This window comes from Psychroserpens sp. SPM9 (assembly GCF_025153525.1).
Taxonomy (GTDB): domain Bacteria; phylum Bacteroidota; class Bacteroidia; order Flavobacteriales; family Flavobacteriaceae; genus Psychroserpens.
Genome location: NZ_JANZNR010000003.1, coordinates 546,680 through 560,730, shown reverse-complemented (window position 1 = coordinate 560,730; position 14,051 = coordinate 546,680). Strand labels below are relative to the sequence as shown.

Sequence of the window (14,051 nt, the reverse complement as noted above, 5' to 3'; positions counted from 1 at the left end):
CACCAACAGTGATAACGTTCGTTATAAGTGGATTTTTTAAAATTTTACTTTTAAAATCTTTAAAGTTAAATTTTGAGAACAACGGAGATTTTTATTAATTATTTATTTGAAAAATTTTCTAAACGGCCATAATAGTACAAATAATAATTTTATAATCAGTGGATCAATAGATGTTGTGTAGTTTTTTAAGTTTAAATCTAAATAATTTGATTTTGAGAGTAAAAAATACAGGTTTTTTAAAAAGAATTTTGGAGCTTTCAATGCATAGCTTTTAAAGAACCAATTAAAAAGCACAATATGATATATAACGGCACCAAGTGCTGTTTTTTCTTGACCACTAGAACTAATAGAGTTTTCATTATTAGTGTGGTAAATTCTTACTACAGTATTGATGTATTTTGTTTTAAAACCATGTTTAGCAAAGAGCGTCCAGATAATGCCTTCCATCATAAATCCGTTTTCAATAAAGCAAGGGTTATAAGAAATACTCTGTAAATGTTTTGTACTTGTAAATCCCCATTTTTCTCCTTTCACCTGTTTTATGGCAGCAATCTCAAAAGGATCACTAATTAAGGGATTAGTAGGAAATTGATTTCCAATAGGCTTGTGATTCTGATCTACGCAAAGTCCAGTAACCGCAATAATATTTTGACTTTCTAGATCTGTAAGCGTATTATATTCTAAATTAAACACCTCCAGTGCATCTGGGAAACACTCATCATCGGCATCAAATGTTAAAAATAAATTCCCTTTGGCTAAATCGACAGCTTGTAAAAAGCAAGCCATTTTATGCTTGTTCTCTAAATTGTTGACGTAATTAATATTCAGTTTTGAAGTGGCCACCATTTTAGAGATGACTTCATGAGAATGATCTGTAGAGCCATCATTAATAATAATCCATTCAAAATCTTGAAAGGTTTGATTGCTTAAAGATTTATGTACTCGTTCTATAGTCTTTTCAGCATTATAGGCAGGCGTAAAAACACTAAAGGTATATTGAAAGGTGTCGTCTTTAATAGTTTTCAGGCTTGGTATATAGGCGCTTAAATCCATGGTGTGTTTTAAAACGATTTGGTAAAAATATCAGATATAAATGTAAGTACTTATATTGATTTTATTGTGTATTGCTAAAATACTTTTTTAGGTGTTAATGGCCGTCATTTAAAGCAAATAAATTCCTACAAACGTTAAAGTTTAGTTGTTAAACGTCTTTTTATAGCACTTCATCGTACTTATACTAATGAATTTTAGCGAATATTAATAGATGAATCACAATTTGTAGGAAAATAGTTTCAAATATTTACGTTTAATCGAATAATAGATACTTTAAACGTATTTTTTGAATTTTATTGTATAGATTGCTCACTTATTAAGCCCCAAATTAATAAAAATGACATCCCCAAAATCCCTAAACCATGTATTTGGTATTCAAGCTTATTGCTTAATTTTAATAGTTTTTACATTTTTCTTTACAGCGCCAACGCTTAACTCTCAAACGCAATTGGCATTCCCAACGGCTAGTGGAGCAGGTTCATATACTACTGGCGGTAGAGGAAAACCAGTGTATATTGTGACCAATCTTAATAATTCTGGTCCAGGTAGTTTTAGACAAGCTCTTGAAAACACTAAAACCACAGATGGTGGAATTATTACTTTTGAAGTATCTGGTACTATCAATCTGACAAGTCAAATTTATTTCACCAATCAAGACAATATTACTATTGCGGGTCAAACGGCTCCTGAAGGCGGAATCACAATTGCTAATTACCGATTAAGATTTCAAAATGTCAATAATCTTATCATGCGATACATTAGAATCCGTCCTGGATATTCACCATATCCATCGACCGAAATTGATGCATTCGAAATATTTAATTGTAGTAATTACATTATCGATCATTGTTCGTTTTCTTGGGGAACAGATGAAGCTGCCGATAGTGGAAATGGGAGTAATTATACATGGCAAAGAAATTTATTTGCAGAGAGTAACAAAACAGGAATGATTATGGGAGGTGAAGCTAACCTTTCTGAAAACCTAAGTTTTGTCAATAATATGTTTTATAACTGTAGCCACAGGTTTCCAAACTTTCAATCTGATGGAAGAGTAGATGTAATCAATAATGTGGTATGGAACTGGAGAACACGTATGTCTGTCCCTCTAGGAGGCTTCGAGGTTAATCATATTAACAATTATTACATGCATTACACGAGTAATCCACCAGCAGATACCGATGTTAGAGGTATGCTGTGGATTCCTAATACGACTCATTTTCCAACAATTTATACGTCTGGAAATTATATCAATTCGGTATTAACAGATCCTGAAGCTGATAACTGGTTTATGTGGCGCTTTAGATTTAATCCTTCTGGAACACCTTATTCTGGTGCCGGAAGTGAGAGTCCGTTAACCGAAGATTTCAGAACCTTTAATCCGTTTACTCAACTCGGAAATCCGTTTACAATTTTATCTGCTGTAGATGCTTTTGATGATGTAAGACATAATGTTGGTGCCAATGCACGATTATTAGGAAACGGTAATAGCGTAGAAGAAATTGATGCTTTAGATGAAATTTACTTAACGAATGTTCAAAACGATATCGTTGTTCAATATACTCAGGATAATGTCCTTAACACCACACATAGAGCTCAGTTTTTAAACTCTATTAGTACAACACCAATTAATGTACATCCAGATAGTTATGATACCGATAATGATGGTATGCCAGATGAATGGGAAATGGCTAATTTCGGACATTTAAATAATAATGGTCAATCAGATACTGATGGTAATGGGTATACAGATATTGAAGATTTTCTAAACGGTGTCGATTTTGATGCTCAAGGTGTTGAAGTTAGTGTTACTGCAGATAATGATACAATTTGTGTTGGAGAAGAGGTTATTTTAACCGCATCTGGTGCCGATTCATTTGTGTGGGAACACAATGGTGCAACGTCACCAACTATTACAGTATCACCATCAGAAACGACGACATATACTGTGTCTGGTTCAAATTCTGATGGGAACGTAACTCAAGATGAAATAACGATTACAGTAAATCCAATGCCAACGGCTGATGCTGGAGAAGATGTTGAAACTTGCTTTGGAACACCTGTAACTTTAACAGCCTCTGGTGGAACATCTTACGAGTGGAGTAATGGTGCCACAACAGCAACAATAACAGTTAACCCAAGTGAAACAACCACTTTTTCTGTTGAAGTATCACAAAATGATTGTGTGAGTACCGATGAAGTCGTTGTTATCGTAAACGAGATTCCGGAAGTCGATGCAGGAGAAGATGAAACCATCTTTGTTGGTGAATCGATTACTTTAACTGCTACGGGCGCTGACTCTTACTTATGGAGCACAGGAGAAACAACACAAAGTATCACGGTAAGTCCAATATTAGATACCTCATATTCTGTAACTGGAACCACTAATACCTGCGAAAACACAGATTCCGTTACCGTTTTTTTGCTAGATGACAGTGTCAATGCTAATGCTGGAGCTGACACGGAGATTTGTACTGGCGACACTATTACACTTACAGCAACCGGAGGAACAACCTATGTATGGAATACAGGAGAAACGACAGCAAGTATTGATGTTTCGCCCACAACTACAACAACTTATACGGTAACCGCTTTTAGTATCTCAGGTACCAATTTTGAAGACGACTCGGTTACAGTGACTGTTAATGACATTCCAACGGCGAATGCAGGAAATGATACTGAAATTTGCTTCGGAAACTCAACAACACTAACCGCAACTGGAGGAACATCGTATTTATGGAGTACAGGTGAAACAACGGCCTCGATAACTGTCGCTCCTAATGAAACCACAACCTATTCTGTTGAAGTCTTTGAAAATAACTGTTCGAGTTCAGACGAGGTGTTAGTCAATGTATTGCCTTTACCAGCAACCAATGCAGGAGCCGATGTGACTATTACCGATGGTGAATCAACTACGTTAACCGCTTCGGGTGCCAACACGTATTTATGGAGTACAGGTGAAACCACAGCAACTATTACAGTGACGCCAAATAGCACAACAACATATACAGTTACTGGGTTTTCTGGAGATTGTGAATCTGAAGACATCGTAACCGTTTCCGTAGAAAGTGAAACCATTACTGCAAATGCAGGAGAAGATATGGTAATTTGTAATGGAGAAACGACAACTCTAACTGCAAGTGGAGGTACAACTTACTTATGGAATACAGGAGCGACCACTGCAAGTATTTCGGTGAGTCCAAATACAACAACAACCTATACGGTTACCGCGTTTAATTCGGCACAAACGGTTTCAGACGAGGATTCAGTAATGGTGACTGTGAATGAATTACCTTCTACAAATGCAGGAAGCGATATGACTATTACGGAAGGCGAATCAACAACATTAACGGCTTCAGGTGCCGATACTTATCTATGGAGTACAGGCGAAACTACAGCAACTATTACAGTGTCACCAACAAGTACTACGACCTATAGTGTTACTGGATTTACCAATGGCTGTGAAACTTCAGATGAAGTAACTGTTTCCGTTGAAACGGAAAACGTTTCAGCAAATGCAGGACAAGATATTGCGATTTGTAATGGTGAAACGACAACCTTAACGGCCTCTGGTGGTACAACTTATCTATGGAATACAGGTGAGACTACTGCGAGTATTTCGGTGAGTCCAAACACAACAACAACTTATACCGTTACCGCATTTAATTCAGCACAAACCGCTTCAGATGAAGATTCAGTAATAGTGACGGTCAATGAATTACCTTCTACAAATGCTGGTGCAGATATGACTATTACGGAAGGCGAATCAACAACATTAACGGCTTCAGGAGCCGATACTTATCTATGGAGTACAGGTGAAACTACAGCAACTATTGCAGTATCACCAACAAGTACAACGTCCTATAGTGTTACTGGATTTACCAATGGCTGTGAAACTTCAGATGAAGTAACTGTTTCTGTTGAAATAGAAAACGTTTCAGCAAATGCAGGACAAGATATTGCGATTTGTAATGGTGAAACGACAACATTAACGGCCTCTGGTGGTACCACTTATTTATGGAACACAGGAGCGACCACTGCGAGTATTTCGGTGAGTCCAAACACAACAACAACTTATACCGTTACCGCTTTTAATTCAGCGCAAACCGCTTCAGATGAAGATTCAGTAACAGTGACTGTCAATGAATTACCTTCTACAAATGCTGGTGCAGATATAACTATTACGGAAGGCGAATCAACAACATTAACAGCTTTAGGAGCTGACACTTATCTATGGAGTACAGGTGAAACAACTGCCAGTATTTCGGTGACACCAGAAACGACGACTATTTATTCGGTAACAGGATTTTCGAATGGATGTGAATCTACTGATGAGGTTGTAGTTACGCTAGAGGCTTTTGAATTTGAAGCAAGTGCTGGTGGAGATCAAAATATTTGTCAGGGTTATGAAACGACACTTACCGCTAGTGAAGGTGATGCTTATTTATGGAGCACAGGTGAAACGACGCAAAGTATAACTGTCAATCCTTCTAATACCCAAACCTATACTGTAACAGTGTTTATTGGTGAACATCAAGATGATGCTGATGTTACGGTTTCTGTGAACCCAAATCCGAATGTGATTATTACTAATGGAAGTGATGTCACAATTTTAGAAGGTGAATTTGTAACGCTTTCTGCTGCAGGTGCCAATACGTACTTATGGAATAATGGTGCAACGCAACCAAACATTGCTGTAAGTCCGTCAGTAACCACAAGCTACGAAGTTACAGGTTATATTAACAATTGTGAAGACACAGCCTCTTTAATGGTAAATGTGGTTGAAATTGTTGAAGCAGATGCTGGTGAAGATTTGACGATTTGTAATGATGAAACAATAACCTTAACAGCAAATGGAGGTGATGAGTATTTATGGAATACAGGGGAAACCACTCAAAGTATTGAAGTTTCTCCAGACGAAGACACCGAATACTCCGTATTAGTTTATAATGCTTTAAGTAGTGATGAAGATACCGTAGTGGTTTATGTTGAACAGTGTAATATTGTTGAAAATCCAGGAACGAATGATGCCTTTGATTTTGTGGTGTATCAAGATCCGATTACAGATATCTTAAAAATTAAAATTGACGGATTACAATCGATTTCAGCATCAGGATTTACAATTTACGATTTATCAGGAAAAGTTTTACATACTGAAAACTTTGACCAGGCAGCATTACAAAATCAATCTGAAATGACCAAAGAACTAGATACTTCAACGTATTCTAGAGGTATTTATATTATCAGACTTATTTACGATGGCACAAGTTTAATCAAGAAAATCCCTATACAATAACGGTATTAATTAGTGTTTGAATTAGTTATTTATGAACCATTGCTGGTGCGCGTGATCAGCAATGGTTTTTTATTTAACCAAAAGCGATTGAATAGTTGCTGTAGAATCACAGTTTTTAATCCAAAGCTCAACAGCCTTTTCGTCTAATTGATTTTCAATTAAGTAAGTTTTGCAAGAATCGGCTTTGGTATCACTTTTTGAAAAGTTTACGTTACCTGTTTTTATCAGATTTGAAATGGTAAGAGTATCAATATTGTGATAGGTCATTTGGTCTTTAGCCGTTTGAGAAAACATCCGTTTTTTGATGCTAATATTTTTAACGGTTCTAGCATTGGGACCATAATCACAAGATGTTTTTTTTCCGCTTAAAAAAAAGGCGAGTAAAATAAGGCCAATTGAGAAACCTCCCAAATAGTAGCCTATTCGATGAATTAATTTCATAATGATATTTTTTTCTAGAAAATTAACAAGTTGACATCACTACAATCGAGGTCAAACCAATTCGCAACCGATTTGTTCGTTAAAATTCCGTGGTAAAAATACAACCCATTTTTTAATCCGCGATCAAAACGAATGGCATTTTCTATGCCGCCATCTTCAGCAATTTTTAATAAGTAAGGTGTGAAGATATTACTAATTGATACTGAGGCAGATCGAGAATAGCGTGCTGGAATATTTGGCACACAATAATGAATAACACCATTGTGCTCAAAGGTAGGTTTGTCGTGATTGGTGACTTCGCTGGTTTCGAAGCAACCTCCCATATCGATACTCACATCAATCACTACGGCTCCAGATTTCATGGTGTTTACCATAGCTTCGGTCACGACAATAGGTGATCGGTTTTTTCCGCGTACAGCACCAATAGCGACATCGCAACGCTTTAAGGCTTTCACCAGATTTTTAGGCTGAATCGTAGACGTGTATAAGGTACGACCAAGATTGGATTGCACACAGCGTAATTTGGTAATGGAATTATCAAAAATTTTGACATTAGCGCCTAATCCGATTGCTGAACGTGCAGCAAATTCGCCAACAGTACCAGCGCCAATAATAACGACTTCGGTTGGAGGCACACCACTAATATTCCCAAACATGAGTCCGTTACCACCATTAATATTAGACAACAATTCAGAAGCAATTAATATAGAAGCAGTTCCGGCAATTTCGCTTAAAGATCGTACAGCAGGATAAGCGCCATCTTCATCTTTAATAAACTCGAAAGCCAGAGCAGTAATGCGCTTAGACGCTAAAGCTTCAAAATATTTTTTGCTTTGTGTTTTTAATTGGAGTGCAGAAATGAGTAATGTTTGCGGATTTATAAGTTTCACTTCATCTAATGAAGGCGGTTCAACTTTAAGTAAAATAGGGCAGGAGAAGACTTTTGAGGTGTCTTTGGTGACTTCGGCACCCGCTTCGCTATAGGTTTTGTCTTTAAAATTAGCACCTTCACCAGCACCAGATTCAATCATAACGCGATGGCCATTAGAGACTAATGCAGAGACAGCATCAGGAGTAAGGCAAACACGTTTCTCTTGAAAGTGTGTTTCTTTGGGGATTCCAATAAAAAGATCACCTTTCTTTTTATAGACTTCAAGGGTTTCTTCTTGGGGTAAAAGTTGTGCTTTTGTAAATGGCGATAATGATTTGCTCATTGTGGTTTTAATTGGTTACTCAAATTACAAATAAAAATTTAATATGTGCAAAATAAGTTTTATATTGGTTGTAGATTATTTTCTATGAAAAAAATAAGTACCATAAAAAATTATCTTACTGACTTAGTCATAATTTTAATAATTGCCCAAGTGCCATTATTATTTTATGTTAAAGAACTATTATCAGTAGAGAAATTGAACTCAACCGTAGAGGGTTTTGATATTAGTTATGACATTTTATTATGGTTCCTAGCAGTCAAATTACAAGTAATAATTTTGCTTATTATATGGTATTTTACTTCACAACATTGGTGGAAGAATGCATTATTAGTCCCAATGACACTAGAGTTTTTTAAATTAATTAGTTTTTTTAATACTAAAGTAGAGAGTTTTGATGAAATAGATTTTATAACTAGCATACCTATCACAATACCTTTAATTTTTTCTATTATATTTCTTTCTAAAAGGGTTAATCAATTTCATAATCATCAAGTAATATATAAAGATTTGAATTCTGAAATAGAGAACACTTTTAATGAAATCAATAAAAATATTATAGATGATGATAAATTAATCATCAGCTTTCAATCTTTGAAAACAGAAAAGGACTCATATAAAAGAACAGAATATTTAAAAAAATTAATTGAACTAAGAAATAAATTTTATTAAAATGGAAAAAATAAAGTTAAGAAAAGATCTGGCTATTATTTTAATATTAATAATATCTCCCTTTGCTTTTTATTTACATGTATTTGCACCCAAAACCCAAACTTGGGAGACATTGTTTTTTACAATTGATGCTGGCTATTTTGAAAAAGTTAGAAACTATTTATGGATATATTCATATAAAATTTTGACGATTTTAATTATTACAATTTGGTTTATAACTTGTAAATACTGGTGGAGACTAGTTTTACTTATTCCTTTGCTTTTTGCTGTTTATAATTTTATAAGCTTTATAAATGATAGATATGAGTTTTATGAAGATTACCAATTTGTTAATTCATTACCAGCACTTATCATATATACTTTATTAATTTATTTTTTATCAATCAAGGCAGGGTATTATTCTTCAAAAAAAAACATAAGATCAAAACTCGATAGTGAAATTTATTATTTAATGAAGGAACTTTCAATTTTTAAAAAAAGCGATTCTCTCTTCTTAAAAAGGCAACTAAGAATATTGAAAAAAGAAAAAGAGACTTATGAGAAGAAGGAATACCTAATAAAACTAATAGAATTAAGAGATAAAATGACTATTTAGTTGTTTTTATTTGCTTGTTCAATTTCATTTAAAATTTCATCCAAAAGTGCTTTTTTTTCATCAGACCATTGTGCTTTCAAACGGTCATCGATATAAGCTTCAATCTCCTGTTTCGATCTAACTTTAGGTTTTGGAGCATCGTTGATAAACATATCGCCTTGTCCCGTTAGTAGCCAAACCAAATTGACTTGCGGATACTCTTTAACAATACGTTCGATCACATCACTACCAACAGAAGCATTGTTTTTTTGCATTCTTAAAATATAGCCATTAGCAGTGCCAATAGAAATATCAAATTGTCTGGCGCTCATGTTTAAACTGGATACCAATTGCATGATGCGATGAATGGTTTTACTCATTTTCTAATTAGGGTTCTAGAGTGAATAATTAATAACTTAATAATTACAAATGTAATTTTTTTTGAATTAATATACTCTACATAGAATATTTTCTAAGAAAATATTAACAAAAAAAAAGCACAACTTACTAAGTTGTGCTTTTATAAATTCGTTTATATTTTTAAAAATACTGTTTAACTTGCGCCCATACACCTTTTGGTTTTACGGTAAACTCTTCTTCTAACTCCTGCATGGTTTTGTTGGCATCATTAATCTTATTAAACATTCGTGCTCTAATTAAATATATAGAAGGAATTATTATAGCCATTAAAGGGACTAGGTATAGAAGTTGAAACTCATCAAAAAAGACCATGTCTTCATTTATTGCTCCAAAAATTTGATAAGAATACATAGCAATTGGAACTAATAGAGCATGATACCACCAATGGCGACATGTGAAAAACCAAACAAATAAAAGAAGTAGAGGCACTAATTTCATTAAAATTGACCAAATACCAACTTGTGAATCTTTATAAAAACTACTCTTATAAACAAAAAGGTACATATCCCAAGTTTCTGTTTGAGGTACGTACTCATATAAATAAAAAATAAAGGGAGTAGAAGCTATAAATGTAGCTATAATACTCCCAATTAAGATGCTTTTGTTACTGTCTTTATTATCCGTGCGTTCGGATTTTAAGCTTTCTTTTGTCGATTTCGGTTTTAACTTGTCCATCTAAGTTGATTAAATCAGTTGCGTGAGCTGTAAACAACATACCACCGAAAATTGCAATTGCTAGTACGTACTTCTTAGTTTTCATAATATAAGGGATTAAATTAATTAATTGCTCAAATATAACATGCGTACACGCTTTTGAACAGTTAAACGAGTGTTAAAAACCACTCTGATAATCACCTATACGTTACGGTTTTTCCGTAGAATCCAACAATGACGCGGTGTTAGGTTATCAATTTATTTACTAAATTTTGTACTGCTCCATAGCGTTTTTCTGGGTTAATATTGTGTTCTGGCTCAATTTGAGGGATCTTGAGGTCTTATCTATATGTGTAATCTCAATACAATTTACATCTTCAGGAAGCAAATTTTTAGCATGATCGGGCCATTCAATAAACACCCAATTTGAGGTGTATAAATAGTCTTCAATACCAAAATTTAAAGCTTCTTCTTCATCCTTAATTCTATATAAATCAAAATGATAAATCGAACTATCATCTAACATATATTCATTAACAATCGAGAATGTTGGGCTGCTCACATCTTCTGAACTTCCTAGTAATTTTACTAAAGATTTAATTAGAGTTGTTTTTCCAGCTCCAATATCACCATAAAATAAAATCGTTCTAGAATTCACATGAGATAAAATCTGTTTTGCAACAGATTCTATTGCATCTATCGGATAAGTAATGTCTAAAATTACCGACATATTCTATGTGTATCAAAAGTGTTATTAGCCTAATTTATTGAGCAATAATAAGGATATTTAATGTTAAAACCAAGAAAAAAGTGTATTTCATCGGATTTTTATGCAGTATATGGATTTGTTAACAAGTCTGATTACTAGCTATTTCGGATTCATCACCACAAACGGAATAATCATTTCTTCTAATGAAACTCCACCATGCTGATAGGTATTTCGGTAGTAACTTACATAATGATTGTAATTGTTTGGATAGGCTAAAAAGTAATCACTTTTTGCAAAAATAAATGAACTACTCATCGTAATGGATGGCAAGTGAAACTGCTTAGGATCCTTGGCTACTAAAACTTCACGGTCTTCATAAGTGAGACTACGTCCTGTTTTATAACGCAAGTTTAAACTTGTGTCTCTATCGCCAATCACTTTGGATGGGTTTTTCACGTTAATAGTGCCATGATCTGTAGTTAAAATGAGTTTGAAACTTAACTGTTGCGCTTGCTGAATCATTTCCAATAAAGGAGAGTTTTTAAACCAGCTAACGGTTAACGAACGATAAGCCTTATCATTGGATGCTAATTCTTTTACGACATCCATTTCTGTTTTAGAATGCGACAGCATGTCTACAAAGTTGTACACGATAACCGATAAATCATTATCCTTTAGCATTTTAAAATTTTCGACCAATTTCTTACCAGATCGTAGGTTCGTTATTTTATGATAATCTGTTTTTAAATGTTGCAAACCTAAACGCTTCAGTTGTGCTTGTAAGAAATCATTTTCATGTAAATTTTTTCCACCTTCATCAGTATCGTTTTTCCATAAATTTGGATGTAACTTTTCCATGTCAGCTGGCATTAAACCAGAGAAAATGGCATTTCTTGCATACTGTGTTGCTGTAGGTAAAATACTGTAAAAAGGCTCTTCAGATTCCTTCTTATAATAATTATTTACAATCGGCTCAAAGGCTTTCCATTGATCATACCTAAGGTTGTCTATAACAATTAACAATGTCGGCTGGTCTTTACTTATTTCGGGAACAACTTTATCTTTAAATAAGTTATGAGAAAGTGTTGGTGCCTCTGAATTATGGTCAAACCAATCGGCATAATTTTTATCAATGAATTTACCAAATTGAACATTGGCTTCGTTTTTTTGAGATTCTAAAATTTCGGTCATTCCAATGTCTTCAATATCTTCTAATTGCAATTCCCAATAAATCAGCTTTTGATATAAATCACTCCATTCTTCAAAACTGTTCACCATAGACATATCCATGGCAATTTTTCTGAATTCTTGCTGATAATTAGATGTTGTCTTCTCCGAAACAAGCCTTGAATGGTCTAAATTCTTTTTTAAGCTCAACAGAATCTGATTCGGGTTCACAGGCTTGATTAAATAATCTGCAATTTTATTTCCAATAGCTTGTTCCATGATATATTCTTCCTCACTTTTCGTAATCATCACAACGGGAAGGTTGGCACGTCTTTCCTTGATTTCATTCAGCGTTTCTAATCCGGTAAGACCTGGCATGTTTTCATCTAAAAAGACAATGTCGAAGTTCGTATCGTCAATAATTTCGATGGCTTCAGTACCACTTTGACAGGTTGTAACCTTGTATTGTTTTTGTTCTAAAAAGATAATATGTGGTTTTAAAAGATCGATTTCGTCGTCAACCCAAAGAATATTTATAGTGTTCATGTATATTTGTTTAAAATTAATGTAAAAGTGCAGCGTTTGAAGTCAAGCAACAAACTTAAAATCTTTAACGACCCAATTTACGGATTTATTACGATTCCGAATTCTGATATTTTCGATTTAATTGAACATAAATACTTTCAACGACTTCGTAGAATTTCACAAATGGGCTTATCTTATTTGGTATATCCTGGTGCGCATCACACGCGTTTTCATCATGCCATTGGCTGCATGCATCTCATGCAAAAAGCAGTTAATGTCTTACGTTTCAAGGGTGTATCGATTTCTGAAAACGAAGAAAGAGCCCTTTATATCGCTATTTTATTACACGATATTGGTCATGGTCCATTCTCGCATGCGATGGAACATAGTATAGTAAATGGTATTACTCATGAAGAAATTTCGATGCTATTCATGCAAAAACTCAATGCAGAATTTAACGGAAGTTTAACGCTAGCCATTCAAATTTTTGAAGGGAAATACCACAGACCGTTTTTATGTGAGCTTATTTCTAGTCAGTTTGATATGGATAGAGCCGATTACCTAAAACGCGATAGTTTTTATACTGGTGTTGCCGAAGGTAATATTAATAGTGAACGTCTCATCACCATGCTTAATGTGGTTGACGACAGATTGGTTGTGGAAGAAAAAGGAATTTATAGTGTTGAAAAATTCTTAGTAGCACGCCGTTTTATGTATTGGCAAGTCTATCTGCACAAAACAGGATTAGTAGCCGAACAGTTATTAACTCGTGTATTGAAACGTGCAAAAGAACTTAGTCATCAAGGCGTGAAATTAAAAGCTAGTGATGCCTTGTCCTATTTTCTTAGGAATGAGATTTCAGAAAAAAACTTCACTTCAGAAAGCTTAGAAACCTTTTCCAGATTAGACGATACCGATATCATCTCAGCAATGAAAGATTGGCAATACCACGACGATTTTATTCTGAAACACCTGTCCAGCATGATTATTAATCGTGATTTGCTGAAAATTAAGCTGAAAAACAAACCGATTAAATCCAGTACTTTGAATAAGCACATCACCAAGCTCACTCTCAAGTACAATATTTCTAAAGCGGATGCTGAATATTTTGTGTTCATCGACGAAATTTCAAATCAAGCTTATCAGTCTAAAACACAAAACATTAAGATTTTACAAAAAACAGGCAAGGTTGTCGATATTACTAAAGCTTCAGATCAATTTAGTATGAAAGCGCTCTCTAAACCCATAACCAAATATTATATTTGCTATCCTAAAGACTAGGATTTTGGTGCATGTCTTCAGAATTACTTCAGATTGTTTAGGTTTAAAATA

General features: G+C 34.3%; 11 protein-coding genes. 4 read left to right on the top strand and 7 right to left on the bottom strand.

The genetic code is table 11. The features are described 5' to 3' along the window. Positions 1–102: 102 nt before the first annotated feature. Positions 103–1,053 (bottom strand): glycosyltransferase family A protein, encoded by a 951-nt coding sequence (locus N4270_RS08875; RefSeq protein ID WP_260096671.1) that lies wholly within the window; start codon positions 1,051–1,053, stop codon positions 103–105. Positions 1,054–1,390: 337 nt separating this feature from the next. Here N4270_RS08875 and N4270_RS08870 point away from each other — a divergent pair, with 337 nt between their 5' ends. After that, on the top strand, positions 1,391–6,346 hold the full coding sequence (locus N4270_RS08870) for a T9SS type A sorting domain-containing protein (protein ID WP_260096670.1): 4,956 nt from the start codon (positions 1,391–1,393) through the stop codon (positions 6,344–6,346). 69 nt (positions 6,347–6,415) lie between these two features. Here the strand turns inward: N4270_RS08870 and N4270_RS08865 are convergent, their stop codons facing one another. Both N4270_RS08865 and N4270_RS08860 read right to left on the bottom strand, forming a co-directional pair. Then, a complete protein-coding gene (locus N4270_RS08865) occupies positions 6,416–6,787 on the bottom strand; it encodes a hypothetical protein (RefSeq protein ID WP_260096669.1) in 372 nt (123 codons plus the stop codon). Positions 6,788–6,801: 14 nt separating this feature from the next. Then, complete coding sequence (locus N4270_RS08860) at positions 6,802–8,001, bottom strand: alanine dehydrogenase (protein ID WP_260096668.1); 1,200 nt, start codon at positions 7,999–8,001, stop codon at positions 6,802–6,804. Positions 8,002–8,085: 84 nt separating this feature from the next. Here N4270_RS08860 and N4270_RS08855 point away from each other — a divergent pair, with 84 nt between their 5' ends. Further along, the gene (locus N4270_RS08855; protein WP_260096667.1) at positions 8,086–8,670 is read left to right on the top strand and encodes a hypothetical protein; all 585 of its coding nucleotides are present in this window, start codon (positions 8,086–8,088) and stop codon (positions 8,668–8,670) included. Between the two features lies 1 nt (position 8,671). Then, the gene (locus N4270_RS08850) at positions 8,672–9,265 is read left to right on the top strand and encodes a hypothetical protein (RefSeq protein WP_260096666.1); all 594 of its coding nucleotides are present in this window, start codon (positions 8,672–8,674) and stop codon (positions 9,263–9,265) included. On the opposite strand, the gene N4270_RS08845 is transcribed toward N4270_RS08850, so the two are convergent. From N4270_RS08845 to N4270_RS08830, 4 genes are all read right to left on the bottom strand, one after another. After that, on the bottom strand, positions 9,262–9,624 hold the full coding sequence (locus N4270_RS08845) for a hypothetical protein (RefSeq protein ID WP_260096665.1): 363 nt from the start codon (positions 9,622–9,624) through the stop codon (positions 9,262–9,264). The two genes, N4270_RS08850 and N4270_RS08845, sit on opposite strands and share 4 nt — an antisense overlap. A 160-nt stretch (positions 9,625–9,784) precedes the next feature. Next, the gene (locus N4270_RS08840; RefSeq protein WP_260096664.1) at positions 9,785–10,339 is read right to left on the bottom strand and encodes a hypothetical protein; all 555 of its coding nucleotides are present in this window, start codon (positions 10,337–10,339) and stop codon (positions 9,785–9,787) included. Between the two features lie 244 nt (positions 10,340–10,583). Beyond that, positions 10,584–11,048, bottom strand: coding sequence for a tRNA (adenosine(37)-N6)-threonylcarbamoyltransferase complex ATPase subunit type 1 TsaE (tsaE, locus tag N4270_RS08835; RefSeq protein ID WP_260096663.1), 465 nt, complete (start codon positions 11,046–11,048; stop codon positions 10,584–10,586). 138 nt (positions 11,049–11,186) lie between these two features. Next, positions 11,187–12,740 carry a bifunctional response regulator/alkaline phosphatase family protein gene (locus N4270_RS08830; RefSeq protein ID WP_260096662.1) on the bottom strand — a complete coding sequence of 518 codons (1,554 nt, stop codon included), beginning with the start codon at positions 12,738–12,740 and terminating at the stop codon, positions 11,187–11,189. 36 nt (positions 12,741–12,776) lie between these two features. Here N4270_RS08830 and N4270_RS08825 point away from each other — a divergent pair, with 36 nt between their 5' ends. Continuing rightward, on the top strand, positions 12,777–14,000 hold the full coding sequence (locus N4270_RS08825; RefSeq protein WP_260096661.1) for an HD domain-containing protein: 1,224 nt from the start codon (positions 12,777–12,779) through the stop codon (positions 13,998–14,000). Positions 14,001–14,051 lie beyond the last annotated feature (51 nt).